The following is a 24946-nucleotide window of genomic DNA, read 5'->3' as shown; positions in this document are numbered from 1 at the left end:
CCTCGCCCGGCTTTCGCCACCTTCCCGGTGCACGGCAGGGCGAGGGCGGGCGCAACCCCGTCTTCAGCGTTCGTTAACCATGGCGGCGCAGCCTTCCGGTCTTCCCGCCGAGGACGCCGCGCCCCGAGGACGATACCCGCCGATGACGCTCCGCCAGAGACAGGCCCGCGCCCCCGCAGCCCTCGTCGCGCTCAGCGCAGCGTGGGCGCTCGCGCCGGCGCCTGCCGTGGCGCATCCCCACGTCTGGGTGGAGACGAAGACGCGGATCGCCTACGACGATGCCGGCCGCGTCGCCGCCCTCACCCACGCCTGGACCTTCGACGAGGCGAACTCGGCCAGCATGGTCTTCGGCCTCGACGCGAACGGGGACGGCCGCTACGCGCGCGACGAGCTCGCCGAGATGGCGGAGATCAACGCCACCAGCCTCGGCGACTTCGGCTACTTCACCTACCTCGTGGCGGACGGGGTCGATCAGGCCTTCGGTGCGCCGAAGGACTACTACCTGACGCACGACGGCACGGCCCTCACGCTGCACTTCACGCTTCCGCTCGAGACCCCGGCGCGGGCGGAGACGGCCCTCGTGCTCGAGCTCTACGATCCGGAGTTCTTCATCTCCTTCCGCATCGCGGACGGAGCCGACGCGGTCGCACTCGCGGGCGGCCCGCAGGGCTGCGCGGTCGACGTCTCCCGCGCCGCCGAGCTCGGAATCCCGGACACGATGGATATGGTGAACCTCAGCGAGGCGCTCTTCGAGGCGATCACGGCGGCGGAGGCGACGCAGGACGACTTCATCAACCGCGCACTCGTCGCCTGTCCCTGAGGCCGCAGCGATGCCCGCGCACTCTCCCGCGCCCGCCACCTCGCTCCCGCTCGCGCCCGCCGCGGCGCGCCCCTGGCTGCGGATCGCGCTCGCGATCGGCGCCGTCGTCCTCGTGGCCGGCACCTGCGCGCTGCTGATCTGGGCGTTGCTGCCCCCCGCCCCGCCGCCGCGCCCCTCGCCGTTCGGCGTCGGCGTCCCCGAGGCGCCGCCGCGGACTGGGGCGCTCGCGCGGGTGCTCGCGGTCTTCCAGAGCACGTTCTACGACGGGCTGCGCGGGGCGGTGAGCGCGCTGAAGGAGAGCGGCGCAGCCTTCCCGGCGCTGGTCGGGCTGGGCTTCGCCTACGGCGTCTTCCACGCCGCCGGTCCGGGGCACGGCAAGGCGGTGATCGCGGCCTACCTCGTCGCCGACGGGCGCGCCGCCTGGAAGGGCTTCTCGCTCTCGCTCGCAGCGGCACTGCTGCAGGCGCTCGTGGCGATCGCCCTCGTGCTGACCGCCGGCCTCCTCCTCGCCGCCACCGCGCGGGAGATGGACACGGCCACGCGGCTGATCGAGACGGCGAGCTTCACCGCGGTCGCGCTGATGGGCGCGCTCGTCGTGTGGCGCAAGTCCGGCGCGCTCGCGACGCTGCTCGCCGCGGCGCGCGGCCGGGCGCCGGCACCCGGCTGCGGCGACGGCTGCGCGCACCTGCCCGACCCGCAGACGCTCTCGCGGATGCGTGGCCTGCGCGAGCAGGCCGGCGTCGTCCTCGCGGCGGGCCTGCGGCCCTGCGCCGGCGCGATCGTCGTCCTCGTCTTCGCGCTGTCGCAGGGGATCGTCTGGGCCGGCGTCGCGGCGACGCTGGCGATGGCGCTCGGCACCGCGCTGACGACCGGGCTCATCGCGACACTGGCGGTTCTCGCCAAGCGCCTCGCGCTCGGTCTGGCCGGGGGGCGCGGGATGGCCGGAACGTTGGCGATCGGCGGGCTCGAGCTGATCGCGGGTGCCTTCGTGCTGGTGCTCGGGCTAGCGCTGCTCGTCGGGGTGTCGCAGGTGGGCGTGCTCTGAGGCGCGGTGCCAAACCGAGCCGCACGCTCACCAGCCCAGCGCGCAGCCGTCCTTGCGGGGGTCGGAGGCGCCGACGAGGACGCCGCGGGCGCGGTCGATCCACACCGCCTGCGCGCCGCCGATGGGTGCCCCCGCGGCCTCGGGCGCGGCGCCGCGCGCGGCGAGCCAGCCCACGGCCTCGCCGTCGAAGCCGGCCTCGACCTCCGTGCGGCCGCCGTAGCCGAACAGCCGCGGCGCGTCGATGGCGGCCTGCAGGTCGAGCCCCTCCTCGAACAGGCGGATCATCAGGTGGGCGTGGCCCGCCGCCTGATACTGCCCGCCCATGACGCCGAAGGGCATCAGCGGCACGCCGTCGGCCTCGACCAGGCCGGGGATGATCGTGTGCATCGTGTGCTTGCCCGGCGCGAGCGCGTTCGGATGCCCCGCATCGAGCGAGAAGCTCGCCCCGCGGCAATGGAGCAGAACGCCGCTCCTCGGCGCGTACAGCGTCGAGCCGAAGGGATGGAACAGCGAGTTGATGAAGGAGACGACGAGCCCGTCGGGATCGACGACGGACAGGCAGATCGTGTCGGTCTCCCACGGGATCGGGCCGAGGTCGCGCCGCGCCCGCTCGGGTCCGGCGCCCGGCCCGGGATCGGCGGCGGCGCGCCGCACGAAGGCGACCGCCGCCTCGCCGAGGAAGCCGTCGAGCGCGACCGGCATCGCCGCGGGATCGGTGATCGCGCCGTCGCGCAGACGGTAGGCGGCCCGCGTCGCCTCCGCGTAGAGCCGCAGCCGCTCGGGCCCGCGCGCCGCGCGCCAGACGTCCCAGCCCTCCAGCGCCTTCAGGATCAGGAGCGCGGTGGCGCCCTGGCCGTTGGGCGGCGTCTCGACCACGTCGATCCCGGCGAAGCGGCTTCGGATCGGCTCGACCCAGCGCGGCTCGAAGCCGGAGAGGTCCTCGTGCGTGTGCGTGCCGCCGAGCGCGCGCAGCGTGCCGATCACGTCGTCGGCGACGGCGCCCTCGTAGAACCCGGCCCTGCCGTCGCGCCCGATGGCGCGCAGCGTCGCGGCGAGCGCGGGCTGGCGGTGGACGTCGCCGACCGCGAGGGGTCGCCCGTCCTTCAGGAAGGCCGCCGCGGTCTCCGGCCGGCGAGCCAGCCGCGCCGCATGTGCCGCCCAGTCGTAGGCGACGCGCGGCGCGATCGCGTAGCCGGCCTCCGCGACGCGGGCGGCGGGCTCCATCAGCTCGGCGAGCGGCAGGCGGCCGTGGGCGGCGTGGAGCGCGACCCAGGCGGCGACGGCGCCGGGCACGTTGACCGCGTGCGGGCTGTCGTCGGGGATCGCCGAGAGCCCGGTGTCGGCCACCGCCGCGCGGTCCACACCCTTCGGCGAAGGGCCGGAGCCCATCAGCGCGCGGGTCGGCGCGCCGGGCGGGGCGACGAGCGCGAAGCAGTCGCCGCCGATGCCGGTCATGTGCGGCTCGACCACGCAGAGCATCGCGGATGCGGCGAGGGCCGCATCCGCGGCGGAGCCGCCGCGCTTCATCGCCTCGACGCCCACGAGGGACGCGAGCGGGTGGGACGTGGCGATCATCGCGTTGGTGCCGAGGACGGCGGAACGGCCGGGGGCCTGGAAATCGCGGAGCATCGGGGGTCCTTCCCGAGGGATGAAGCCTCGTCGTTGTGGAGCCGAACCGCGCGCCTGGCAAGCGCGCGTCGCGCGCGCTCCGGATCGGGCAGGAACGCACGTCCGCTGTGCTCGCCACGCGCCGGTGGGACCCTCGCGCCGGCGCGCCCCGTTTGCTAGGAGGGAGGCGACACCCGATCCCGAACGAGCCCGAGGACGAGAACCCATGCCCGACGTCGCCTATCCGAAGCTCGCCTTGCAGATCGCCGGCGCCTGGCGCCCCGCCGCCGACGGGGCGACGCTTCCCGTGATCGACCCGGCGACCGGCGAGACGATCGGCGCGCTGCCGAAGGCCGGCACCGCCGACCTCGACGAGGCGCTGGCCGCCGCCGACGCCGGCTTCGCGGCCTGGCGCAAGGTCGGCGCCTTCGACCGCTACAAGATCCTGCGCAAGGCGGCCGACCTCCTGCGCGAGCGCGCCGAGACCATCGCCACCATCATGACGATGGAGCAGGGCAAGCCGCTCGCGGAAGCCCGCGTCGAGACGCTCGGCGCCGCCGACACCTGCGACTGGCTCGCCGAGGAGGGCCGGCGCGCCTACGGCCGGGTGATCCCGCCGCGTTCCGGCGACGTGCTCCAGCTCGTCATGAAGGAGCCCGTCGGGCCGGTCGCCGCGTTCACGCCCTGGAACTTCCCGATCAACCAGGCCATGCGCAAGGTTGCGGCGGGCCTGTCGGTCGGCTGCTCGGTGATCCTGAAGGGCCCGGAGGACACGCCGGCCTCCTGCATGGAGATGGTGCGCTGCTTCCTCGACGCGGGCGTTCCCGGCGAGGCGCTGCAGCTCGTCTTCGGCGTGCCCGCCGAGATCTCGGAGTACCTGATCCCCTCGCCCGTGATCCGGAAGATCTCCTTCACGGGCTCGACGGCGGTGGGCAAGCACCTCGCCGCGCTCGCCGGCCAGCACATGAAGCGCGCGACGATGGAGCTCGGCGGCCACGCCCCCGCGATCGTGTTCGAGGACGCCGACGTCAACAAGGCGCTCTCGGTGCTCTCAGCCAACAAGTACCGCAACGCGGGCCAGGTCTGCATCGCGCCGACCCGCTTCCTCGTGCACGAGACGGTCTACGAGCGCTTCGTCGACGGCTTCGTCGACATCTCCAAGAACCTGAACGTCGGCAACGGCCTCGATCCGCAGACCAAGATGGGCCCGCTCGCCCACGCCCGGCGCATCGAGGCGATGGAGACGCTCGTCGCCGACGCGGTCGAGAAGGGCGCGACACTGCGGACCGGCGGCAAGCGCATCGGCAACCAGGGTTTCTTCTTCGAGCCGACCGTGTTCACCGACGTGCCGCGCGACGCGCGCATCATGAACGAGGAGCCCTTCGGCCCCGTCGCCTCGATCAACCGCTTCAAGGATCGCGACGAGGCGATCGCGGAGGCCAACCGCCTGCCCTACGGCCTCGCCGCCTACGCCTACACCAGTTCCGCGCAGACCGCCTCGGCGCTCGCGGCGGGGATCGAGAGCGGAATGGTCTCGATCAACCATCACGGGGTGGCGCTGCCGGAGACCCCCTTCGGCGGCATGAAGGACTCCGGCTACGGCTCGGAGGGCGGCGTCGAGGCGCTCGACGCCTACCTGACCACCAAGTTCGTGACCCAGCAGGGCCTCTGATCGAGCCCACGCGCCGGGGCGCCGCCGCGCGCCCCGGCCCTGCCGTGCGCCTCCGGGATCCCTGGCGCCCGGCTGTTCTTTTGCCTATTTGTTGAGCAGTGATAGCTGCCTTCGTTTTCATCAGGCGCCGCGCGCGCCCGTCGGCGCCCGCAGCGCCCCTCCCGCTCCCTCGCGAAGCTCGGTCACAACGCTCGGATTCGGTTTTTCCCGGAGGCCGCGGCGCACTTGGCACGCACCTTGATTAACGATCCCCGACCACACGGGGCCGCCGCGTCCCGTGGTTCGCGCAACCGGCCGGCGGGGAACGTCCCGTCGGGATCCAAGGGGGCTTGCCCATGAAGATCGTGATGGCCGTCATCAAGCCGTTCAAGCTGGAGGAGGTGCGCGATGCGCTCACCGCTCTCGGCGTGCACGGCCTGACCGTGACCGAGGTGAAGGGTTACGGCCGGCAGAAGGGACACACCGAGATCTACCGCGGCGCCGAGTACGCCGTGAGCTTCCTGCCCAAGATCAAGATCGAGGTGGCGGTGTCCGCCGACCTCGTCGCCTCCGCCATCGAGGCGATCGCCAACGCCGCCCGGACCGGCCAGATCGGTGACGGCAAGATCTTCGTCGTGCCGCTGGAGAAGGCGGTGCGGATCCGCACCGGCGAGACCGACGGCGACGCGCTCTGAGCGCGCGCCCCGCGCTCGTTTTCCATTCGATCGGAGGAGTTTTCCGAATGATGCCTTCCATCCTGACCAAGGCGGCCGCCTCGACGCTCGCGCTCGTCGTGCTCGCCACCGCGGCCGTCGCGCAGGACGCCGCCCCCGAGGCCGCCGAGGCGGTCGAGTACGCTCTCGCCGGCGACACGGCCTTCGTCTTCAACACGCTGCTGTTCCTGATCGGCGGCTTCCTCGTGATGTGGATGGCCGCGGGCTTCGCGATGCTCGAGGCCGGCATGGTGCGCTCCAAGAACGTCTCCATGCAGTGCCTCAAGAACATCGGCCTGTACTCCATCGCCGGCCTGATGTTCTGGGTGGTCGGCTACAACCTCATGTACGACGGCGTCGACGGTGGCTTCCTCGGTTCCTTCACGCCCAAGGCGATCCCGTCGCCCGACGCCGAGGCGGCGGGCGACGGCTACGCCGCGGCCTCCGACTGGTTCTTCCAGATGGTGTTCTGCGCCACCACCGCCTCGATCGTGTCCGGCACCATCGCCGAGCGCACCAAGATGTGGCCGTTCTTCATCTTCGTCGCGATCCTGACCGGCATCATCTATCCGATCACCGGCTCCTGGCAGTGGGGCGGTGGCTGGCTCGCCGAGATGGGCTTCTCCGACTTCGCCGGCTCGACGCTGGTGCACTCGGTCGGCGGCTGGGCGGCGCTCGCGGGCGCGCTCATCATTGGCGCGCGTACCGACAAGTACTCGGCCGACGGCAAGGTGATGCCGCTGCCGGGCTCGTCGATGCCGCTCGCGACGCTGGGCACCTTCATCCTCTGGCTCGGATGGTTCGGCTTCAACGGCGGCTCGCAGCTCGCCATGGGCACGATCGCCGACGCCTCGGCGGTCTCGAAGATCTTCATGAACACCAACCTCGCCGCCGCGGCGGGCGTGGTGGCCGCGATGATCCTCTGCCAGATCGTCTACAAGAAGGTCGACCTCACGATCGCGCTCAACGGCGCCCTCGCGGGCCTCGTCTCGATCACCGCCGGGCCGCTCGACCCGTCCGTCCCGCTCGCCATCCTCATCGGTGCCGTCGGCGGCGCGATCGTGGTCTTCGCGGTGCCGCTCCTCGACAAGCTGAAGATCGACGACGTGGTGGGCGCGATCCCGGTCCACCTGCTCGCCGGCATCTGGGGCACGATGGTGGTGCCGCTGTCCACCGAGGGCACGAGCTTCGTCACCCAGTTCATCGGCGTGGTCTCGATCGGCGCCTTCGCCTTCGTCGCCTCGGCGATCGTCTGGTACGTGCTCAAGATGGCCACGGGCCTTCGCGTGTCGAAGGAGGAGGAGATGGCGGGCCTCGACAAGCTCGAGGTCGGCGTCGAGGCCTATCCCGAGTTCGCGGGCGCCGGTCGCGCCTGATCGGCACCCCGTCCGAGCCCTCGGCCCGAACGACGAACGCCGCGCCCCCCCGGGGCGCGGCGTTCCGCGTTTTCCCGCCGAGGCGAGCGCGCGGCTCAGGCGGCCTTCTTCTGGTAGTCCTTGATGTCCGTGAAGCGGATCTGCGGCCAGCGCTCCTCGTCGTAGCGCAGCGAGAAGGCGGAGGGCGCGAGGAAGACCGGCGCGCCGTCGAGGTCGTCCGCCATGGCCGAGCGGTTGGCGTTCATGAACTCGTCGAGCTTGCGCTCGTCCTCGGACGCGATCCAGCGGCACACCGAGAAGCGGGTCTGCTCGTAGTCGATCGGCAGGGAGTATTCCGCCTGGAGCCGCTCCTTGAGCACGTCGAGCTGGAGCGCGCCGACGACACCGACGATGGCGCCCGATCCGTCGTGCGGCACGAAGAGCTGGACGACGCCCTCCTCGCCGAGCTGCTGGAGCGCCTCCTTGAGCTTCTTCGCCTTCATGGCGTCCGACAGCTTCACGCGGCGCATGATCTCCGGGGCGAAGGACGGCACGCCGCGGAAGACGAGATCCTCGCCTTCCGTGAGCGTGTCCCCGATCCGCAGCGTTCCGTGGTTGGGGATGCCGACCACGTCCCCCGCATAGGCCTCGTCGGCCACGGCGCGATCCTGCGCGAAGAAGAATTGCGGCGCGGACAGCGTGATCGGCTTGCCCGTGCGCACGAGCTTCGCCTTCATGCCGCGCTGGAGCCTGCCCGAGCACACCCGCATGAAGGCGATGCGGTCGCGATGGTTCGGATCCATGTTCGCCTGGATCTTGAAGACGAAGCCGGTCATCTTCGGCTCGCTCGCCTCGACCGCGCGCCCGTCCGCCTCTTGTGCGCGGGGCGGCGGCGCCACGGCACCGAGCGAGTCGATGAGGTCGCGCACGCCGTAGTTCCGCAGCGCGGAGCCGAAGAACACCGGCGTCAGGTGCCCCTCGCGGAAGGCCTGGAGATCGAAGCGCTTCAGGCCCTCACGGGCGAGCTCCACCTCCTCGCGGAAGACCGCGCGCTCGGCCGGATCCGGCAGGAGCGCGTCGAACAGCGGGTCGTCGGGGCCGGAGACGGGGGTCGGCGTCACCTCGTCGTCGAGGCGGCGCACGGTGTTCGCCACGAGGTCGTAGGTGCCGGCGAAGGAGCGTCCGCGACCGATCGGCCAGGTCACCGGCGCGATGTCGAGGGCGAGCGTCTTCTCGATCTCGTCGAGGAGATCGAACGGGTCGCGCGTCTCGCGGTCCATCTTGTTGACGAAGGTGACGATCGGGATGTCGCGCAGCCGGCAGACCTCGAACAGCTTGCGCGTGCGCGCCTCGATGCCCTTGGCGGCGTCGATCACCATCACGGCCGAGTCGACCGCGGTCAGCGTGCGGTAGGTGTCCTCCGAGAAGTCCTCGTGGCCCGGCGTGTCGAGCAGGTTGAACACGTGCCCGCCGTACTCGAACGTCATCACCGAGGTGACGACGGAGATGCCGCGGCTCTTCTCGATCGCCATCCAGTCCGAGCGCGTGGAGACGCGGTTGCGCTTGGCCTTCACCTCGCCGGCGAGCTGGATCGCGCCGCCGAACAGGAGGAGCTTCTCGGTCAGCGTCGTCTTGCCCGCGTCCGGGTGCGAGATGATGGCGAAGGTGCGGCGCGCCGAGACGGGATCGGCGGCGGCGGGGCGTGCGGCGTCGGTCATCGGAAGGGCGATCGGGCTTGCGGGGAACGTGACGCCTCAGATGGGGCAGATCGCGGCAAAACGCAAATCAGGTCACGCCGTCGGAGACAGCGGTCGAAACCCCTGTTCGTCGACTGAACCGCGGAAATGCAACTTCTCGGCTGGCATAGCCGCAGCAGCGCGGCCAATCTCTCCTCGTCGAGCGGAACGCCAAGGACGGGCCAGCGTCCCGCGGCGGGAGATCGGCTCTCGCCGCCTGCGGGCGACAGCCTCGCTCGATCGATGGAGGATGTGCGATGATGTGGGGCTTCCCACGCGTCAGCGTGTCCATCACCCTGCGCCGGACGCGGAAGACGAGCTGGACCCTCGTCTTCCGCTTGGCGCTAGGGCGATGAAAACGGAGGGGGAGAGGAAACTCTCCTCCTCCACTCCACGACCGCAATATAGCCTCGAAACGCACCCGCGGCAACGCCGCCGCGCATCGCGGCCGGCGTCACGCCGCCGCTTCCGCCGGCGCCTGCCCGCGCATGCGGTCGATCTTCGCGAACTGCTCGCGGGTCACCGCGGCCCAGTGGCCGAGGTCGTAGGTCGCGACCTCCTTGGCCATCGCGGCCATGGCGGCGGCGGCCTCCTCCGGCGGGGTGGCGAGCGCGGTGTCGAGCGCGTTGTCGAGCGAGCGGTTCGAGTAGGGGTTCGTCAGCATCGCCTGAGGCAGCTCGACGGCGCAGCCGGCGAACTCCGAGAGGATGAGGACGCCTGGATTCCCGGCCTTCGACGCCACGTATTCCTTGGCGACGAGGTTGAGCCCGTCGCGCAGGGGCGCCGTGAGGCACACGTCCGCGATGGCGTAGTAGGCGACCAGCTTCTCGAACGGGATCGCCTGGCCGAACAGGACGACGGGCGTCCAGTCCAGCGTCGAGAAGCGGCCGTTGATTCGGCCTACGAGCCCCTCGATATCGCGCTGCGTGCCCTCGTAGACCGTCATCTGCGCGGCGGCCCGCACGGACGTCGCGAGCATCTTCACCTTGCCGATCAGCTCGGGACGGCGCTCGAGCAGGCGCTCGAAGGCGCACAGGCTCTCGACCATGCCCTTGGTGTAGTCCGTGCGGCCCACCGTCATGATCAGGCGACGCCCGTCCAGCTCGGCCAGGAGCTGCTTCTGCAGGTCCTGGTTCTCCGGCGTGGCCAGGATCGAGCCGACGAGCGCGGCGTTGCAGCCCACGGGCGCCACGCCGAGCAGCACGTCGCGGCCCTCGAACGTCACCTTCTCCGGCACGTCGGGCTCGGAGAGAGCCATCCCGGGCGTTGCCAGCACCGCGTCGACGGGGATCGCCTCGCCCATCGTCGCGCCCATCAGCGAGCGCGACACCTCGGCGAAGTTGCGGGCGTAGCGCGGCAGATGGAAGCCGACGAGATCGCAGTCGAGCAGCGAGTTGACGATCTCGCGCCGCCAGGGCAGCACGTTGAACACGTCCGGCCCCGGGAAGGGCGTGTGATGGAAGAAGGCGATCTTCACGTCGGGCTTGATGCGGCGCAGGTAGAGCGGCACGAGCCAGAGATTGTAGTCGTGCACCCACACGAGCCCATCGTCCGCTACCTCCTCGGCCGCCGCCTCGGCGAAGGCCCGATTCACCTCGCGGAACGTGTCCCAATCCACATTGTCGTAGCGGTAGCGATCCGGGAACGAGTGCAGGATCGGCCACAGCGCCTCCTTGGACGTGACGTGGTAGAAGCTCTCCACCTGCTCCTTCGTCAGCGGCAGGCGCGAGACGCGGTAGTCGCCGAACGGGTCCTCGACGGTCACGACCTTCTCGAACTCGACGCCGACCTCGGGATCGAACGTCTTCCACGCGACCCAGGAGCCGGCCTCGTCGCCGAGGTGGTTGAAGAAGCTCTTGAGCGTCGGGACGATGCCGTTGGGGCTCTTGTTCGTCCGGTAGTGGATCTTGCCGTCGATCGTCACCTCCTCGAGGGGCTGGCGATGATAGACGATGACGAGGGGGGATCCGCTCATGCCGTTTCTCCTGCCGTTTCTCCTGCCGCTTCTCCCGCGAGGCGGAAGTGGCGCAGCGCGTCGGCGATGCCGGCCGCGCCGGGATGGGGCGAGTGGTAGACGTGGGCGAGCCCGTCGATGGCCCGCACCAGCGGCTCCTCGGAATTGCCGACGGCCACCGCGTTGAAGCCCTCCGCCAGCATGGCGTAGTCGTTCATCGTGTCGCCGGCGGCGAGCACCGTCGCGGGGTCGAGGCCGAGCGTGCGCACGAAGCGCGAGAGCGTCGTGCCCTTGTTGATGCCCTTGGGCACCACGTCGAAGAAGCGCCCGGCGGAGACGATGCAGTCGAAGCCCGCCGCCTCCACCTTCTCGCGGCTCGCCGGCGTCAGGTGCGCCGGGTCGTAATCGTAGCTGACGCGGTAGCGGAAGGGCGTGTCCTGGATCGTCAGGCCCGGCTCCCCGGCGAGAAGCGCGCGCACGCGCTCGCCCGCATCGCCCCAGGCCTCGCGGATCGGCGCCTCGAACTCTTCCCACGGCTGCAGCGAGACGCCGTCGTAGACGGACGTGCCGATGTCGCCGACGATGAAGTGCGGGCGCGGCATGCCGGGCGTCTCGATCAGCTCGGCGATGAAGTCGATGTCGCGGCCCGTGACGAAGACGAGGAGCGCGTCCTCGCGGGCCGAGAGCTGCGCGTAGAGGGCGGCGCGCTGGGCGTCGGAGCCGCCGAGGAAGGTGCCGTCGAGGTCCGTCGCGAGGACGAGGGACGGGGCGGGTGTCGTCGGGGCATTCATGCGGAGAGGCGCTCCTCTACTTCCTCGATGCGGGCGGGGTGCGGCGTCGTCCAGTCGTCGCGGGCGCCGACGGCCTCCGGATGGAGATCGGCGAGCATGAGCTCCTTCATCGACGCGGAGACCGGGGCGCCGTCGAGGATGGCGAGCACCGTCTCGCAGACCGGCATCGGCACGCCGAGCCGCCGCGCCAGCGCGACGACCGAATGGGCGTTCTCCGCGCCCTCGACCACGGGCCCGTCGGCGCGGCGCACCGCCGTCTCGCCGGCGCCGAGCGCCTTCCCGTAGCTGAAGTTGCGCGACTGCGTGGACGAGCAGGTGAGCATCAGGTCGCCCGCGCCGGCGAGCCCGAGCAGCGTCTCGAGCCGCGCGCCGACGGCGAGGCCGAGCTCGGTGATCTCGGCGAGACCGCGGGTGATGATCATCGCCCGCGCGTTCGAGCCGAGCCCGAGGCCCTCGGCGACACCGCAGGCGATGGCGATGACGTTCTTCGCAGCCCCGCCGATCTCGACGCCGCGGACGTCTCCGGAGACGTAGGGGCGGAAGGATTCGCTCGCGAAGGTGACGGCGACCCGCGCGGCGAGGTGGCCGTCGTGAAAGCCGTCCCGAGAATCTTCCTGTGCGGCGGCGATCGTGACGCCGGTCGCCATGTCCTGCGCCACCTCGCCGGCGAAGGTCGGGCCGGACAGGACCGCCATCTCGCGGCCGGGCATCACCGCCTCGATCACCTCGCCCATCAGGAGCCCGGTGTCGCGCTCGATGCCCTTGGCGCAGATCACGACGGGAACGTCCCCCGGAAGCAGCGGCTCGACCCGGCTCGCCACCGTGCGCAGATGCTGCGAGGGGCTGACCAGCACGACGAGGTCGGCGCCCGCGAGCGCCTCCTCCATCGCGTTGGTGACGAGGACGTCGCCGGGGATGTCGGCGTCGGGCAGGAAGGGGTTGCGGCGCTCGCGGGCGACCGCGTCGACCACGTGCTCCTCGCGCGCCCACAGCCTGACGCGCCGACCGGCGCGCCAGGCGGTGAGCGCGAGCGCGGTGCCCCACGATCCGCCGCCGATCACGGCGATGGTGTCGAAGACCGCGGGCCGCGTGTCCTCGGCGGGACGTGATGATGCTGGATCGAACGTCAAGAGGCGGATCTCCTCTGGTATCGGCGCGCCGGCGGGCGCGCGTCCGGAACGGACTCGCGCGGCCGGGATGTGGCGCCACATAGTCGTGGCGCCCCGTTGCGATGCGCGATCCGTGATGATGGACGTCTAGATAGAGCACTGCAGCGCAAAAGGCAAATCCACCCGCGCCAATGGATGAGCGGCGGGTCACCGGCGCGGGGGGAATGCTCGTGAATGTTCTCCGAGGGAACTTTCGATCCGCTTCGTTCTACGAACGCTCTTGCCTGATCGGTCGCGCCCGCTGCCGAAATGTTGCTTCCGCTGCCGAAATATGTGGCAGTGCAACAGCTTGTGCTCAGCCGGCCTCGAGCCCGCGCCATCCCTTGGCGACGAGCGCGGCGGAGGCTTCGTCGAGGCGCGCCAGAGCCCCGTCCAGCGCCCGGCGCTCGGCGGCGGGGAGGCCCGACTCGAGCGTGTCCTCGATGCGCCTCGCCAGACGCGCGATGTCCGCGAAGGCGCCAGCGCCGGCGGGCGTCAGGGAGAGGCTCGCCCGGCGTCGGTCTCGGCTCGCGCTGGTGCGAACGGCCAGTCCGAGCTTCATCAGGTGGGCGATCGCCCGGCTCGTCGCGAACTGGTCGAGCCCGGCCGCCCGCGCGATCTCGCCGGCGCTGAGCCCCTGCCTGTCCCCGATCACGGCGAGCGCCCGCCACGAGGCCTGCGTCAGGCCGTAGGCCGGACAGTAATAGCTCTCGAGCACGCCGGCGACGCGGGCGGAGACGATGAAGAGCCGGTAGGGCAGCCACGCCTCCAGCGCGAGCGGGGAGGCGTCGCCCCGCGGCGGTGTCTCGTCGGTCATGAGGCCTCGTCGGTCGTGCTGATCCGCGACTGCTTCCTTCCCGCGCGCCCGGCGGGCCGCGCGAGCATGACGCCGCAGGTGTGCCCACCGCAAGGGCGGAGGCTGCACATCATTCGCGCTTTGCGCTACGTGAAACCTGCAATATATTTGCAATTCGCAAGCTTATGGCAAGGAAGAAGCCGATGCCGAAGGATCGTGGCCGCCGCGTCGCCGCCCTGATGTTCGCCGCCACCGCGCTCTTGTGGGGCTCCTCCGCGATCGTGACGACGACGCAGGCCGTGGCGGTGCCCGCCGCGCTCTCGGTCGCCTGGCGCATGCTGATCGTCTTCGCCGTCATGCTCGCGCTGGCGGCGGCGACGCGCACGCGGCTGCGGCTCGAGGCCCCGGACGTTCCCTTCGTCGCCCTCCAGGGCGTGCTCTTCTTCGGCCTGAACTTCGTCGCCTTCTACGAAGCGACGCGGCTCGTCCCGAGCGGCATCGCGGCGCTCGTCCTGTCGACGTCGGCGATCGTCGCGGCGCTGCTGGCGCGGCTCTTCCTGAAGGCGCCCCTCTCGTGGCGCGTGCTCGCCGGCCTCGCCTGCGGCGTCAGCGGGCTCGGCCTCGTCTTCGCACCGGAGCTCGCCCGGCTCGACACGGGGGCGAGCGGGAGCCTCGCGGGGCTCGGCTTCGCCTTCGTGGCCGCCGCCTCGACCGCCGCCGGCACTGTGGTCGGCGCCCGTAACCAGGCGCGGGGCCTGCCGACGCTCGCCACCATGACCTGGGGCGCGCTCGCCGGCGCCGCCTTCGCCGGCGCCTGGGCGGGCGCGACCGCGGATCGCCCGATCGTGCTCTTCGACCCGAGCACGGCCTATGTCGCGGGCCTGCTCCACCTAGCGCTCGCGGCCTCGTGCCTCGCCTTCCTGATGTACTTCGCCCTCGTGCGCCGGCTCGGGCCGGCGCGGGCGGCCTACACGCTGGCGCTCGCGCCGCTCGTGGCGATCGTCGCCTCCGCGCTGTTCGAGGGGCTCGAGCCGACGCCGCTCGTCGTGCTCGGCACGGCCGTCATCGTGGGCGGCAACGTCCTCGTGCTCGGCGCAGACGCGTCCCGGAAGGCCCCGACGGAGCCCGCAGGCGGCGCGCCAGGGCGGCGTGTCGCAACCCTCCCGCCCACCACGACCCTTGGCGCGGGCGCGCGTTCTCCGCTATGACGCGTACATGGAGCTGATCACCGATACCGACGGCCTCGCCGCCGCCTGCGCCCGCCTCGCCGCGAGCCCGTTCGTCACGGTCGACACGGAATTCATGCGCGAGACGACCTATTACCCCAAGCTCTGCCTGATCCAGATGGCGAGCCGGGACGAGGCGATTCTCGTCGACCCGCTGGCGCCGGGCCTCGACCTCTCCCCCTTCCTCGCGCTCATGGCGAACGAGGCGGTGGTGAAGGTCTTCCACTCGGCGCGCCAGGACCTGGAGATCGTCTGGATCCTGGGGCGGCTGATCCCGGCTCCGCTGTTCGACACGCAGGTCGCGGCGATGGTCTGCGGCTACGGTGATTCGGTCTCCTACGAGCAGCTCGCCAACGATCTCGCCAAGGCGCGCATCGACAAGTCCTCGCGCTTCACCGACTGGTCGCGCCGGCCCCTGTCGGAGGCGCAGCTCGCCTATGCTCTGTCGGACGTCACCCATCTCGTCGCCGTCTACGACGCGCTCGAGGCCAAGCTCGCCGAGACGGGCCGGCGCTCCTGGCTCGAGGAGGAGATGGCCGTCCTCACCTCGCCGGACACCTATGCCGCCGAGCCGGAGACCGCCTATCGCCGCCTCGCCGGGCGCGTGCGCAAGGCGCGCGAGCTCGCCGTTCTGATCGAGGTCGCCGCCTGGCGCGAGCGCGAGGCACAGGCGCGCGACGTGCCGCGCCAGCGGGTGATGAAGGACGACGCCGTGGTCGAGCTCGCGGTCACGCAGCCGCGCGACGCCGCCGCGCTCGGGCGCCTGCGCGCCCTGCCGAACGGCTTCGAGCGCTCGCGCGCCGCCGAGCCCGTGCTCGCCGCCGTGAAGCAGGGCCTCGACCGCGATCCCGCCGCGATCGTCATGCCCGAGCGCCGCGGCGGGCGCGGCCAGACCGGGGCGACGGTCGACCTGCTCAAGGTGCTGCTCAAGGCGGTGTGCGAGGAGGAGGGCGTGGCGACCAAGATCGTCGCCACCGTCGACGACCTCGAAGCCATTGCCGAAGACGACGACGCCGACGTGCCCGCCCTCCACGGCTGGCGGCGCACGCTCTTCGGCGAGCGCGCGCTCGCGCTCAAGCAGGGCGGCTTGATGCTCGGCCTGCGCGACGGGCGCGTGGTCGTGGAGCCCGCCGCGCAGGCGTGAGCGCCCCGAGGCTCGCGACCCGTCAGGGCTTGCGCATCTCCTTGTCGAGCTCCTCCTTCGAGGGCGCGACCTTGTCCGAGCGCACCCCGGTCTTGTGCTTCTCGACGAAGTCGTCGGTCTGCGGGCGGTCCGACCTCGCCCCGGCCTGCGCATGGCGCTCGTTGTGCTCGCGCAGCTGATCCTCTCCGTGGAGCTGGTTGTCGCCCATCCGCCGCGAGGCGAGATCGTCCTCGCGCGTGACGCTCTCGGGCACGTCCGCGACGTGCTGCGCGTGGCGGACGGTGTCGTGCCCCATTCCCTTGCCGGCCTTGGCCATGGCGGCCTCCTTCGCGGTTCGATGCGTGTACGGGGACCAACGGCGGCGGAGGGGGACGGGTTTCTTGCGATGATGGCCAAGGGGGCGCGGATGGAGATCGCCGTTCTATGCGCGGATTAGGTTGGACATGCTCGCCATCGCCTAAGTCTGGCTCGCGAAAGCAGCCGTTGACGCGTCCGCGGAGCCATCGGAACAGCCGCCGTGCTCGTAACTTGTCGCTTGACACGCGACAACTCGTGCGCTATCATTGAGCTATAGTGCTGAAAACATAGCGCGACGATTTTATGGAAAATGGATAAGAAGGACGGAGAATGATTGTTAGTTTTATTGATAAGGGGTTGAGCGAACTTTTCACTGAAGGCAAGACGGGAAAGATCGACAAGAAGCTTCATGCTCGGATAGTACGTCGGCTCGACGTGCTCGACCAAGCCAAGGACGTTGCTGATCTGAAAGTCCCCGGCTTCGACTTCCATGCACTGAAGGGTTACGCCCCGACAATGTATACAATCCACGTCAATGGTCCTTGGTGCATTACCTTCGAGTTCAGCGATGGTCACGCACACCGTGTAGACCTTGAGCAGTATCACTAAGCTAATCGCCTTCACATCGAAGGCTGGAAAGAAAGACATGGACCAGACCGCTTCCCGCTCCATCAGGCCGCCGACCCACCCCGGCGCCATCCTGCGCGAGGATGTGCTGCCCGCGCTCGGCCTCACGGTCACGGAGGTGGCCGGGCATCTCGGCGTCACGCGCCAGCAGCTCCATCGGATTCTATCGGAGCAGTCCGGCATCTCGCCCGAGATGGCGCTGCGTCTCGGCAAGCTCTGCGGCAACGGCGAGGGGCTGTGGATCCGCATGCAGGAGAGCCACGACCTCTGGCACGCGCGCCGCAAGCTCGGAGACGCGCTCGATCGCATCCCCACGCTCCAGCCGCAGCCGGCGTGAGGCGGCTCACCCGAGCCGCCCTCCCCTCACAATCCCCCCATCTCCCGCACGATCGCCCACTCCGCCTCCGTGACCGGCTGCACGGAAAGGCGGGAGTTGTTGACGAGGATCATGTCCTTCAGCCGCGGCTCGGCCTTGATCGCGTCGAGGGTCACGGGGCGCGGCAGGGGCTCGACGGCCTTGACGTCGACCATGCCGAACTTGCCCGAGGCGTCGGTGTGGTCGGGGTAGTACTCCCGGATCACCTCCACGATGCCGACGATCTCCTTGCCCTTGTTGGAATGGTAGAAGAAGCCGCGCTCGCCGAGCCTCATCGCCATCAGGTTCTGCTTGGCGACGTGGTTGCGAACGCCGTTCCAGTGCGTGCCGGCCGCGCCGGCCTCGACCTGCTGCCGCCACGACCACACGTCCGGCTCGGACTTGTAGAGCCAATACGCCATCTCTCTCTCGCGCCCCCGTCCTCTTCGTGTCTCGATCCTCGGCCTAATCCTCTGCCTTGAGCGGCCGGCTCATCAAGGCGTCCATCGTCTCGTCGAGGCCCGCGCGCCCGGCGACGAGCGCGGCGACCGCCTCGCAGATCGGCATCTCGACGCCGCGCGCCCGCGCCAGCGCGACGAGCGCGTCCGCGGTGGCCGCCCCCTCGACGAGCTTGCCTTCCGCGGCCTCCGCCGGCGGCACGCCGCGCCCGAGGCGCTCGCCGAAGGCGAAGTTGCGCGAGTGCGGCGAGGCGCAGGTGAGCACCACGTCGCCGAGGCCCGACAGGCCCATGAGGGTCTCGGCCCGGCCCCCGTAGGCGCGCGCGAAGCGCATCAGCTCGGAGAAGCCGCGGGCGGTCAGCGCGGCGCGCGCGCTCTCGCCGAGCCCGCGGCCGATCGCGGCGCCGCAGGCGATGGCGAGCACGTTCTTGCCGGCGCCGCCGATCTCGACGCCGCGCAGGTCGAGCCCGTGGTAGACCCGCAGCGTCCGCCCGGAGAGCCGCGCCGCGATGCCGGACGCGAGCAGCGGATCGGGCGCCGCCAGCGTCACCGCCGTGGGCAGCCCGATCGCGACGTCGTGCGCGAAGCTCGGGCCCGAGAGCGCGCCGACCGGCGAGCCCGGCCGCAGGTCCGCCACGACGTCCGAGAGGAAGAAGCCCGAGTGCCGCTCGATGCCCTTGGCGCAGATCACGAGGGGCGCGTGGACCGGCAGCACCAGCGCGAGCGCGGTCGTCACCTCCCGCACGGCCTGGGCCGGGACGACGAGGAGGAGCGCGTCGCAGCCCGAGAGCTCGGTGAGCGCGCTCGTCGGGCGCACGGCGTCCGCGAGCGCGACGCCCGGCAGGTGGCGGACGTTGGTGCGCGCCTGCGCCATCTCCCGGGCATGGTCGGGGTCGCGCGTCCACAGCACGACGGGCGTCCCCGCCGCCGCGACGGCGCTGGCGAGCGCCGTGCCCCAGGCCCCGGCGCCGACGATGCCGAGCGGCGCGCCGGTCATGCGCGCCCCGCCTCTGGCAGGTCGGGGGCGGGCAGGTCGGGGGCGGGCGCGGTGGCGAGCGGCCAGCGGGCGCGCGCCGGCGCGTCGAGGTCGTCCGTGAGGCCGAGGCGGAAGCGCTCGAGCCCGGCCCAGGCGATCATGGCGCCGTTGTCGCCGCACAGGTCGAGCGGCGGCGCCACGAGCCGCAGCCCCGATTCGGTCGCGAGCCGCTGCAGCCCGCGCCGGACCGCGCCGTTCGCAGCCACCCCGCCGGCCACGACCAGCGCCGAGGGGCGCGGCGCGATCGCCTGGAAGGCCCGCAACGCCACGCGGGTTCGGTCGACGACCACGTCGACGATCGCGGTCTGGAAGGAGGCGCACAGGTCCGCGACGTCCTGGTCCGAGAGGGGCGCGATGCGCTCGGCCTCGAGCCGCACGGCCGTCTTGAGGCCCGAGAGCGAGAAGTCCGGCGTGCGCCGCCCCAGCAGCGGGCGCGGCAGGGCGAAACGCTCGGGATCGCCGCCGCGCGCCATGCGCTCCACCTCCGGCCCCCCGGGATAGGCGAGGCCGAGCAGCTTCGCGACCTTGTCGAAGGCCTCGCCGATGGCGTCGTCGATCGTGGCGCCGAGACGGACGTAGTCGCCCACGCCTCGCACGGCGAGGAGCTGGGTGTGGCCGCCCGACACGAGCAGCAGCAGGTAGGGGAAGGAGATGCCGTCGGTGAGTCGCGCCGTCAGCGCGTGCGCCTCGAGGTGGTTGACGGCGACGAGCGGCTTGCCCGCGACGAGCGCCAGCGCCTTCGCCGTGGTCAGCCCGACGATGACACCGCCGATCAGCCCCGGCCCGGCGGCGGCGGCGATGGCGTCGATGCCGGCGAGATCGGTGCCGGCCTTCGCCAGCGCCCGGGCGACGAGCCGGTCGGCGACCTCGACATGGGCGCGCGCCGCGATCTCGGGGACGACGCCGCCATAGGCCGCGTGCTCGGCGATCTGCGAGAGCACCTCGTTCGAGAGCACGGCCCCGCGCCCGCCCTCGGCGAGGCCGACGACCGCGGCCGCGGTCTCGTCGCAGGTCGTCTCGATGCCCAGAACGCGCATGCTCGCCTCGCCGGTTCTCTCGCTCGCCTCGGACCGGTCGGTCGCGGGGCGGCGGATCGTGCCTTCCCCGAACTTCCGCACCCGGTGCGGCGCACCTATAGTCCCCGCCCGCGCCGATTGGAACGCGCGCGAGGGGAGAATACACGACATGACCACCGGCGCGGCGCGCGACAAGAGCACGGCCTTCGTCATCGGCACCCGCGGCAGCCCGCTCGCGCTCGCCCAGGCCCACGAGACGCAAAGGCGCCTCTCGGAGGCGCTGGGCATCGCGGCGGAGCGCTTCCCGCTCGAGGTGATCAAGACCTCGGGCGACATGATCCAGGACCGCGCGCTCTCCGAGGCCGGCGGCAAGGGGTTGTTCACCAAGGAGATCGACGAGGCCCAGCTCGCCGGGCGGGTCGACGTCACGGTGCACTCCGGCAAGGACCTGCCGAACGACCTGCCGCCGGGCCTCGTCATCGCCGGCTTCCTGCCGCGCGAGGACGTGCGCGACGCCCTGATCTGCAAGGGCGGCCCCGCCGGCGCGACCTCCTTCGAGGCGCTGCCCGCCGGCACCGTCGTCGGCACGGCGTCCCTGCGGCGCCAGGCGCTGGTGCGCCGGCTGCGGCCGGATCTCGAGGTGGCGCTCCTGCGCGGCAACGTCGGCACGCGGCTTTCCAAGATCGAGGCCGGCGAGTACGGCGCGACGCTGCTCGCCATGGCCGGGCTCAATCGCCTCGGCCTCGCGCACCACGCCTCGGCCGCCCTCGACATCGACGACTTCCTGCCCGCGGTGGCGCAGGGCGCCATCGCCCTGATCGTGCGCGAGGACGACGAGGCGGCCCATGCGGCCGTCTCCGCGATCTGCGACGCGCCGACCGGCGTGCAGCTCGCCGCCGAGCGCGCCTTCCTCGGGGTCCTGGACGGGTCATGCCGCACGCCGATCGCCGGGCACGCGCGCCTCGACGGCGACCGCATCCGGCTGAAGGGCCTCGTCCTGCGGCCGGACGGGTCCGAGGCGGTGGAGGACGAGGGCGAGGCGCCGCGCGCCGACGCCGCGCGCCTGGGTGCGGACCTCGGCGCGCGAATCAAGGCGCGGCTGCCCGCGGGCTTCTTCGCGGGGCACGGCGGGTGACGGGTGAGACGCCGGCGCCGCCGCTCGTGCTCGTCTGCCGCGCCGCCGAGGACGCGCGCCGCACCGCCGCGCGGCTCGAGGCGGACGGCTTTCGCGCGCTCGTCGCCCCGCTCATCGAGACCCGCGCCACGGGCGAGCCGCCGCCGGACGGCCCGTTCGACGCCGTCCTGGTCACGAGCGCGAAGGCGGCGCCCTTCCTGGCGCAGGCGCCGATCGACCTCGCACGCACGCCGATCCTCGCGGTCGGTGAACGGACCGCCGAGGCCGTTCGCGCCGCCGGCGGGGTCGCCGTGGCGACCGCGGAGGGCGACGCCGTCTCGATGATCGCGCGGGTGCGCGAGACGTTCGCGCCGGGCACCCGCTTCCTCCACGTGGGAGGACGCGACCGCAAGGCGGAGCCGGATGCGAGCCTGCGCGCTTCGGGACACGGCGTCTGCGCCTGGCCCGCCTACGAGGCGGCCTGCATTCCGCTCGACGAAGCCGCGTTGGCCGCGGTCGCGGCGGGCACGGTCGACGCTGCGCTCCACTACTCCCACCGCAGCGCGACGTTGTTCGTCGAGGGCCTGGCTGGTGCCGGGCTCGCCGATCACGGGCGCGCGCTCCTTCATGCGGCGATCTCCGCGGATGCCGCGGAACCCTTGCGTGCGGCGGGCGCGACGCGGATCGCGATCGCCGCGGAACCCTCGGAGGATGCGCTGCTTCGCGTTTTTGCGGACGCCGCGAGCTTGGCCTTTGGAGCAAGATGTCGCGCCGTGCGTTGAACCAATGCTAAGGTTCGAGGTGCCACCCGGGCATCCGACGGTGTAGACCGACGAGACGAGCCGCCGCGTTCCCCACGCGGTGAAACCAGGCGGAAGGACGACGTGACGAAGAGACCCTCCTCCCGAGCGGGCCGCAACGAGCGGTCCCAAGGCGACGCGTCGCGCGAGCCGCAGGCCCCCGCCGGCGGCGACGTCGCGGCCGAGCCGGCTGCGCAGGCGTCCGCGCCCTCCTCGACCGTCATCGTCACGGACGAGAAGCGCATCGCGCCCGCGCCTCCCGCTTCCAAGCCGGCTGCCGTGACGGCCGAGCCTGCCGGTGAGACGGCCGCCGAGGCGACGTCCGCGGCGCCGACGTCCGCGGGGGCGCCCACGCCCCGGATCGCGGCCGTGCCGGAGCCTGTGCTGGACGCGTCGCGCGCCGGCTCCGCGCCGAGCGCCTCCACCGACGAGATCGCGGCGTCCGCCGCCGTCGAGGCGCCGCAGCGGGCTCCGGCCGAGGATCGGCGCGGCGGCTCGAGCGGCCTCGTGGCGGCCGTCGTCGCGGCCGTGGTCGTGGCCGGCCTCCTCGTCGCCTACGACGCCCTCTTCCGCGAGGGTGCCGACACGGCCGCGATCGAGGAGCGCATCGCCGCGGTCGAGACGCGGGCCACGCAGGCCGGCGAGAGCGCCGAGGCCGCGCGGCAGCAGGCCGAGTCCGTCGCCGAGTCCGTCGCCCAAGCCGCGCCGGGCGCGCAGGAGGCGATCGCCGCGATCGAGACGCGCCTGGCCGCCGTCGAGGAGACCGCCCAGGCCGCCGAGGAGGTGGCCGCCGCAGCCCCCGGCATCGAGCGCGTCGCGGAGCTGGAGGAGCGGCTCGCCGCCCTCGCCGCCCGCATCGACGAGGAGATCGCCCCGCGTCTCGAGAGCCTCGGCTCGGAGGTCGGGCGCATCGACGAGGCGACCGCCGCCGCCGAGGAGGCGCGCGCCGCCGTCGGCGAGGCGCAATCCGAGATGCAGGCGCTGCGCGAGAACGTCGCCGCGGAGGGACAGGCCACCCGTCAGGCCTACCTCGCCATTACCGCGGCGAACGCGATCGCCAGCGCCCTCCCCGCCGGCACGCCCTACTCGAGCGCGCTCGGCACGCTGCGGGAAACCGGCATCGACGAGGCCATCGTCGCCGACCTCGCGCCCTTCGCCGAGACGGGCGCGCCGACCGCCGACGCGCTGCGTGCCGCCTTCGCCGAGGCGGGCCCGCTGGTGCGCCGCGCGCTCACCCCCGAGGACCCGACGCAGGACGGCGTCGGCTCGTTCTTCGAGGGGCTGTTCGCCCGCGCCGTGCGCGTCGAGCCCGTCGAGGGGCTGGAGGCGCCCGGCGAGCCGGCGCTCGATCCCACCGCGACCGTCGCGCGCGCCCTGGCGCTCGGCGAGCTCGAGGCGGCGCTCGCCGCCTGGCGCGAGCTCCCCGAGGCCGGACGCGCCGCATCACAGGACTTCGCCGATCTGCTGGCGGCGCGCATCGCCGCGGGCGAGGCGGCCCGGGCGGCCGTCGAGGCGGCCAGCGCGGCGCTCGCGCCGCAGGCACAGTAAGGAAGACACGATCATGTGGCGCGTTCTCCTCTACCTCGCCGTCGTCGCCGCGCTCGCCGCCGGCGCCATCTGGCTCGCCGACCAGCCGGGACGGGTGGCGTTCGTCTGGGACGGCGTGAGCTATTCCGTCGGCCTCGCGGTCGCGGCGATCCTGCTCGTCATCGCCGTCTTCGTCTTCCTGCTGCTCGAGGCGGTCGTCCGCTGGCTCTTCCGGGCGCCGGAGAAGATGGCCGAGGCCTCCGTGAACCGGAAGCGCCGCAAGGGCCTCGTCGCGCTCTCGCGCGGCATGGTCGCCGTCGGCGCCGGGGACGAGGCCGCCGCGCGCCGCTACGCCCGCGAGGCGCAGCGCTACCTGCGTGCGGACGAGCCCCTCGTGCTCCTGCTGCGCGCCCAGGCGGCGCAGATGAGCGGCGATCGTCACGAGGCCGAGAGCGCCTTCCGCGCCATGGCCGAGAACGACGAGACCCGCGTCCTCGGCCTGCGCGGCCTGCACGTCGAGGCGCGCCAGCGCAACGACCGCGACGCGGCCCTCGCCTATGCTCAGGAGGCCGCCCGCCTCGCCCCCGCCGCCACCTGGGCGAACGAGGCGGTGCTCGAATCCCACGTCGCCCGCGGCGACTGGGCGGGCGCGCTCGACGTGGTCGAGCGGCGCACGGCGCTGGGCCTCGTCGACAAGGCCGGAGCCAAGCGCCAGCGCGCGGTGCTGCTCACGGCGGACGCCCTCTCGCGCGGCGAGAAGGACGAGGAGACCGCGCTGCAGAAGGCCAAGGAGGCGCTGCGCCTCGCGCCGGACCTGACGCCCGCCGCCGCGCTCGCGGGGCGGATCCTGTCCAAGCGCCTCGAGCTGCGCAAGGCGGCGAAGATCCTCGAGACCGCCTGGAAGACGACCCCGCATCCGGAGATCGCGGACGTCTACACGCATCTGCGCATCGGCGATTCGACCCACGACCGGCTCAAGCGCGCCGAGCGGCTCGCCACGCTCTCGACCTGGTCGGTCGAGGGCCGGCTCGCGCTCGGCCGCGCCGCGCTCGACGCGCGCGATTTCGCCAAGGCCCGCCAGACCATCGAGCCCCTCGTCGGCGAGCGCCCGAGCGTGCGCGTCTGCCTGCTGATGGCCGACATCGAGCGCGCCGAGCACGGCCCGACGGTGAAGGTGCGCGAGTGGCTCGCCCGCGCCGTCCACGCGCCGCGCGACAAGGCCTGGGTCGCCGACGGCATCGTGTCCGACCGCTGGGCGCCGATGTCGCCCGCCACGGGACGGCTCGACGCCTTCGAATGGAAGCAGCCGCCGGAGGTGCTCGGCGCGATGGGAACGACGGTGGTCGATTCGGTCGTCGGCGATCTCGACCAGCGTCCGGACGACGCCCTCGCGGCGCTCGAGCCGCCGGTCTACCACGGCGCGACGCTCGCCCCCGTCGCCGAGGCGCTGCCGCCGCGCACGGAGGAGGCGCAGGTGCTGGCGCCTGAGCCGAAGCCGTCGGTGGAGCCCTCCGCCGCGCGTGCGCCGGAGCGTCCCATGGAGCCCGCGCCGGCGCCCGCGCCCGCCCCGGCGAAGCCGTCGCCGGTCGTCGCTCCGGCCGTCGTCGCCACCGGCGTCGAGGAGCCCGTGCGCCCCGTCTCGCCTGCACCCGCGCCTGCACCCGCTCCTGCCCCGGCGCCCGCCGCGAAGCCCGCACCGGCGACGACGGGCGGCTACGCCGCCCGGCTC

General features: G+C 72.4%; 23 protein-coding genes. 13 read left to right on the top strand and 10 right to left on the bottom strand.

What is annotated here, in order from left to right; translation table 11 throughout:
- The first annotated feature begins 142 nt into the window (after positions 1 to 142).
- A complete protein-coding gene (locus ACTZWW_RS13365) occupies positions 143 to 820 on the top strand; it encodes a DUF1007 family protein (protein ID WP_444781455.1) in 678 nt (225 codons plus the stop codon).
- A gap of 10 nt (positions 821 to 830) precedes the next feature.
- Positions 831 to 1865, top strand: a complete 1035-nt coding sequence (locus ACTZWW_RS13360; protein WP_444781454.1) for a nickel/cobalt transporter — start codon at positions 831 to 833, stop codon at positions 1863 to 1865.
- Between the two features lie 27 nt (positions 1866 to 1892).
- Here the strand turns inward: ACTZWW_RS13360 and ACTZWW_RS13355 are convergent, their stop codons facing one another.
- Positions 1893 to 3494, bottom strand: a complete 1602-nt coding sequence (locus ACTZWW_RS13355; protein ID WP_444781453.1) for a gamma-glutamyltransferase family protein — start codon at positions 3492 to 3494, stop codon at positions 1893 to 1895.
- A 205-nt stretch (positions 3495 to 3699) separates the two neighbouring features.
- Between ACTZWW_RS13355 and ACTZWW_RS13350 the strand changes: the two genes are divergently transcribed.
- The 3 genes from ACTZWW_RS13350 to ACTZWW_RS13340 all read left to right on the top strand — a co-directional run bounded on the left by ACTZWW_RS13350 (position 3700) and on the right by ACTZWW_RS13340 (position 7213).
- Complete coding sequence (locus ACTZWW_RS13350) at positions 3700 to 5145, top strand: NAD-dependent succinate-semialdehyde dehydrogenase (protein ID WP_444781452.1); 1446 nt, start codon at positions 3700 to 3702, stop codon at positions 5143 to 5145.
- 335 nt (positions 5146 to 5480) lie between these two features.
- The gene (locus tag ACTZWW_RS13345) at positions 5481 to 5819 is read left to right on the top strand and encodes a P-II family nitrogen regulator (RefSeq protein ID WP_444781451.1); all 339 of its coding nucleotides are present in this window, start codon (positions 5481 to 5483) and stop codon (positions 5817 to 5819) included.
- A 50-nt stretch (positions 5820 to 5869) separates the two neighbouring features.
- The gene (locus ACTZWW_RS13340; RefSeq protein ID WP_444781476.1) at positions 5870 to 7213 is read left to right on the top strand and encodes an ammonium transporter; all 1344 of its coding nucleotides are present in this window, start codon (positions 5870 to 5872) and stop codon (positions 7211 to 7213) included.
- Between the two features lie 95 nt (positions 7214 to 7308).
- Here ACTZWW_RS13340 and ACTZWW_RS13335 read toward each other — a convergent pair whose 3' ends face one another.
- From ACTZWW_RS13335 to ACTZWW_RS13315, 5 genes are all read right to left on the bottom strand, one after another.
- Complete coding sequence (locus tag ACTZWW_RS13335; protein ID WP_444781450.1) at positions 7309 to 8910, bottom strand: peptide chain release factor 3; 1602 nt, start codon at positions 8908 to 8910, stop codon at positions 7309 to 7311.
- 472 nt (positions 8911 to 9382) lie between these two features.
- Positions 9383 to 10903 carry a glucosylglycerol-phosphate synthase gene (gene ggpS / locus ACTZWW_RS13330; RefSeq protein ID WP_444781449.1) on the bottom strand — a complete coding sequence of 507 codons (1521 nt, stop codon included), beginning with the start codon at positions 10901 to 10903 and terminating at the stop codon, positions 9383 to 9385.
- Positions 10900 to 11673, bottom strand: a complete 774-nt coding sequence (locus ACTZWW_RS13325; RefSeq protein ID WP_444781448.1) for an HAD-IIB family hydrolase — start codon at positions 11671 to 11673, stop codon at positions 10900 to 10902. Before ACTZWW_RS13325 ends, ggpS begins: the two co-directional genes overlap by 4 nt.
- Positions 11670 to 12803 (bottom strand): NAD(P)H-dependent glycerol-3-phosphate dehydrogenase, encoded by a 1134-nt coding sequence (locus tag ACTZWW_RS13320; RefSeq protein WP_444781447.1) that lies wholly within the window; start codon positions 12801 to 12803, stop codon positions 11670 to 11672. Before ACTZWW_RS13320 ends, ACTZWW_RS13325 begins: the two co-directional genes overlap by 4 nt.
- Positions 12804 to 13137: 334 nt before the next feature.
- Complete coding sequence (locus tag ACTZWW_RS13315; RefSeq protein ID WP_444781446.1) at positions 13138 to 13638, bottom strand: MarR family winged helix-turn-helix transcriptional regulator; 501 nt, start codon at positions 13636 to 13638, stop codon at positions 13138 to 13140.
- Positions 13639 to 13820: 182 nt separating this feature from the next.
- On the opposite strand from ACTZWW_RS13315, the gene ACTZWW_RS13310 reads away from it, so the two are divergent.
- Complete coding sequence (locus ACTZWW_RS13310) at positions 13821 to 14825, top strand: DMT family transporter (protein WP_444781445.1); 1005 nt, start codon at positions 13821 to 13823, stop codon at positions 14823 to 14825.
- Positions 14826 to 14832: 7 nt separating this feature from the next.
- Entirely contained in the window at positions 14833 to 15987 is a 1155-nt protein-coding gene (gene rnd / locus ACTZWW_RS13305; protein ID WP_444781444.1) for a ribonuclease D, read from the top strand.
- A gap of 22 nt (positions 15988 to 16009) precedes the next feature.
- Here the strand turns inward: rnd and ACTZWW_RS13300 are convergent, their stop codons facing one another.
- Positions 16010 to 16303: a hypothetical protein gene (locus ACTZWW_RS13300; RefSeq protein ID WP_444781443.1), complete on the bottom strand. Its 294-nt coding sequence runs from the start codon at positions 16301 to 16303 to the stop codon at positions 16010 to 16012.
- A 311-nt stretch (positions 16304 to 16614) separates the two neighbouring features.
- On the opposite strand from ACTZWW_RS13300, the gene ACTZWW_RS13295 reads away from it, so the two are divergent.
- Positions 16615 to 16893, top strand: a complete 279-nt coding sequence (locus ACTZWW_RS13295; RefSeq protein WP_444781442.1) for a type II toxin-antitoxin system RelE/ParE family toxin — start codon at positions 16615 to 16617, stop codon at positions 16891 to 16893.
- 37 nt (positions 16894 to 16930) lie between these two features.
- Positions 16931 to 17248, top strand: a complete 318-nt coding sequence (locus tag ACTZWW_RS13290) for a HigA family addiction module antitoxin (RefSeq protein ID WP_444781441.1) — start codon at positions 16931 to 16933, stop codon at positions 17246 to 17248.
- Positions 17249 to 17274: 26 nt separating this feature from the next.
- Here ACTZWW_RS13290 and ACTZWW_RS13285 read toward each other — a convergent pair whose 3' ends face one another.
- From ACTZWW_RS13285 to tsaD, 3 genes are read right to left on the bottom strand one after another with little or no spacing between them, the layout of a single operon-like run.
- Positions 17275 to 17688: an EVE domain-containing protein gene (locus ACTZWW_RS13285; protein WP_444781440.1), complete on the bottom strand. Its 414-nt coding sequence runs from the start codon at positions 17686 to 17688 to the stop codon at positions 17275 to 17277.
- Positions 17689 to 17731: 43 nt separating this feature from the next.
- On the bottom strand, positions 17732 to 18721 hold the full coding sequence (locus tag ACTZWW_RS13280; RefSeq protein ID WP_444781439.1) for an NAD(P)H-dependent glycerol-3-phosphate dehydrogenase: 990 nt from the start codon (positions 18719 to 18721) through the stop codon (positions 17732 to 17734).
- On the bottom strand, positions 18718 to 19797 hold the full coding sequence (gene tsaD / locus ACTZWW_RS13275) for a tRNA (adenosine(37)-N6)-threonylcarbamoyltransferase complex transferase subunit TsaD (RefSeq protein ID WP_444781438.1): 1080 nt from the start codon (positions 19795 to 19797) through the stop codon (positions 18718 to 18720). Before tsaD ends, ACTZWW_RS13280 begins: the two co-directional genes overlap by 4 nt.
- Positions 19798 to 19945: 148 nt before the next feature.
- Between tsaD and hemC the strand changes: the two genes are divergently transcribed.
- The 4 genes from hemC to ACTZWW_RS13255 form a co-directional block, all read left to right on the top strand.
- The gene (gene hemC / locus ACTZWW_RS13270; RefSeq protein WP_444781437.1) at positions 19946 to 20911 is read left to right on the top strand and encodes a hydroxymethylbilane synthase; all 966 of its coding nucleotides are present in this window, start codon (positions 19946 to 19948) and stop codon (positions 20909 to 20911) included.
- Complete coding sequence (locus tag ACTZWW_RS13265) at positions 20908 to 21672, top strand: uroporphyrinogen-III synthase (RefSeq protein ID WP_444781436.1); 765 nt, start codon at positions 20908 to 20910, stop codon at positions 21670 to 21672. Before hemC ends, ACTZWW_RS13265 begins: the two co-directional genes overlap by 4 nt.
- A gap of 102 nt (positions 21673 to 21774) precedes the next feature.
- Positions 21775 to 23238, top strand: a complete 1464-nt coding sequence (locus ACTZWW_RS13260; RefSeq protein ID WP_444781435.1) for a hypothetical protein — start codon at positions 21775 to 21777, stop codon at positions 23236 to 23238.
- Between the two features lie 13 nt (positions 23239 to 23251).
- The coding region (locus ACTZWW_RS13255; RefSeq protein ID WP_444781434.1) for a heme biosynthesis protein HemY at positions 23252 to 24946 on the top strand (1695 nt) is incomplete at its 3' end.

It is taken from the genome of Salinarimonas sp. NSM, assembly GCF_052380005.1.
Classification (GTDB): domain Bacteria; phylum Pseudomonadota; class Alphaproteobacteria; order Rhizobiales; family Beijerinckiaceae; genus Salinarimonas.
This window is presented reverse-complemented; position numbering and strand designations above follow the sequence as displayed.

Bases quoted from the DNA above. Each gene is read 5' to 3' on its own strand.
- ACTZWW_RS13365 (WP_444781455.1), top strand. From the start codon at position 143: ATGACGCTCCGCCAGAGACAGGCCCGCGCCCCCGCAGCCCTCGTCGCG.
- ACTZWW_RS13360 (WP_444781454.1), top strand. From the start codon at position 831: ATGCCCGCGCACTCTCCCGCGCCCGCCACCTCGCTCCCGCTCGCGCCC.
- ACTZWW_RS13355 (WP_444781453.1), bottom strand. From the start codon at position 3,494: ATGCTCCGCGATTTCCAGGCCCCCGGCCGTTCCGCCGTCCTCGGCACC.
- ACTZWW_RS13350 (WP_444781452.1), top strand. From the start codon at position 3,700: ATGCCCGACGTCGCCTATCCGAAGCTCGCCTTGCAGATCGCCGGCGCC.
- ACTZWW_RS13345 (WP_444781451.1), top strand. From the start codon at position 5,481: ATGAAGATCGTGATGGCCGTCATCAAGCCGTTCAAGCTGGAGGAGGTG.
- ACTZWW_RS13340 (WP_444781476.1), top strand. From the start codon at position 5,870: ATGCCTTCCATCCTGACCAAGGCGGCCGCCTCGACGCTCGCGCTCGTC.
- ACTZWW_RS13335 (WP_444781450.1), bottom strand. From the start codon at position 8,910: ATGACCGACGCCGCACGCCCCGCCGCCGCCGATCCCGTCTCGGCGCGC.
- ggpS (WP_444781449.1), bottom strand. From the start codon at position 10,903: ATGAGCGGATCCCCCCTCGTCATCGTCTATCATCGCCAGCCCCTCGAG.
- ACTZWW_RS13325 (WP_444781448.1), bottom strand. From the start codon at position 11,673: ATGAATGCCCCGACGACACCCGCCCCGTCCCTCGTCCTCGCGACGGAC.
- ACTZWW_RS13315 (WP_444781446.1), bottom strand. From the start codon at position 13,638: ATGACCGACGAGACACCGCCGCGGGGCGACGCCTCCCCGCTCGCGCTG.
- ACTZWW_RS13310 (WP_444781445.1), top strand. From the start codon at position 13,821: ATGCCGAAGGATCGTGGCCGCCGCGTCGCCGCCCTGATGTTCGCCGCC.
- rnd (WP_444781444.1), top strand. From the start codon at position 14,833: ATGGAGCTGATCACCGATACCGACGGCCTCGCCGCCGCCTGCGCCCGC.
- ACTZWW_RS13300 (WP_444781443.1), bottom strand. From the start codon at position 16,303: ATGGCCAAGGCCGGCAAGGGAATGGGGCACGACACCGTCCGCCACGCG.
- ACTZWW_RS13295 (WP_444781442.1), top strand. From the start codon at position 16,615: ATGATTGTTAGTTTTATTGATAAGGGGTTGAGCGAACTTTTCACTGAA.
- ACTZWW_RS13290 (WP_444781441.1), top strand. From the start codon at position 16,931: ATGGACCAGACCGCTTCCCGCTCCATCAGGCCGCCGACCCACCCCGGC.
- ACTZWW_RS13285 (WP_444781440.1), bottom strand. From the start codon at position 17,688: ATGGCGTATTGGCTCTACAAGTCCGAGCCGGACGTGTGGTCGTGGCGG.
- ACTZWW_RS13280 (WP_444781439.1), bottom strand. From the start codon at position 18,721: ATGACCGGCGCGCCGCTCGGCATCGTCGGCGCCGGGGCCTGGGGCACG.
- tsaD (WP_444781438.1), bottom strand. From the start codon at position 19,797: ATGCGCGTTCTGGGCATCGAGACGACCTGCGACGAGACCGCGGCCGCG.
- hemC (WP_444781437.1), top strand. From the start codon at position 19,946: ATGACCACCGGCGCGGCGCGCGACAAGAGCACGGCCTTCGTCATCGGC.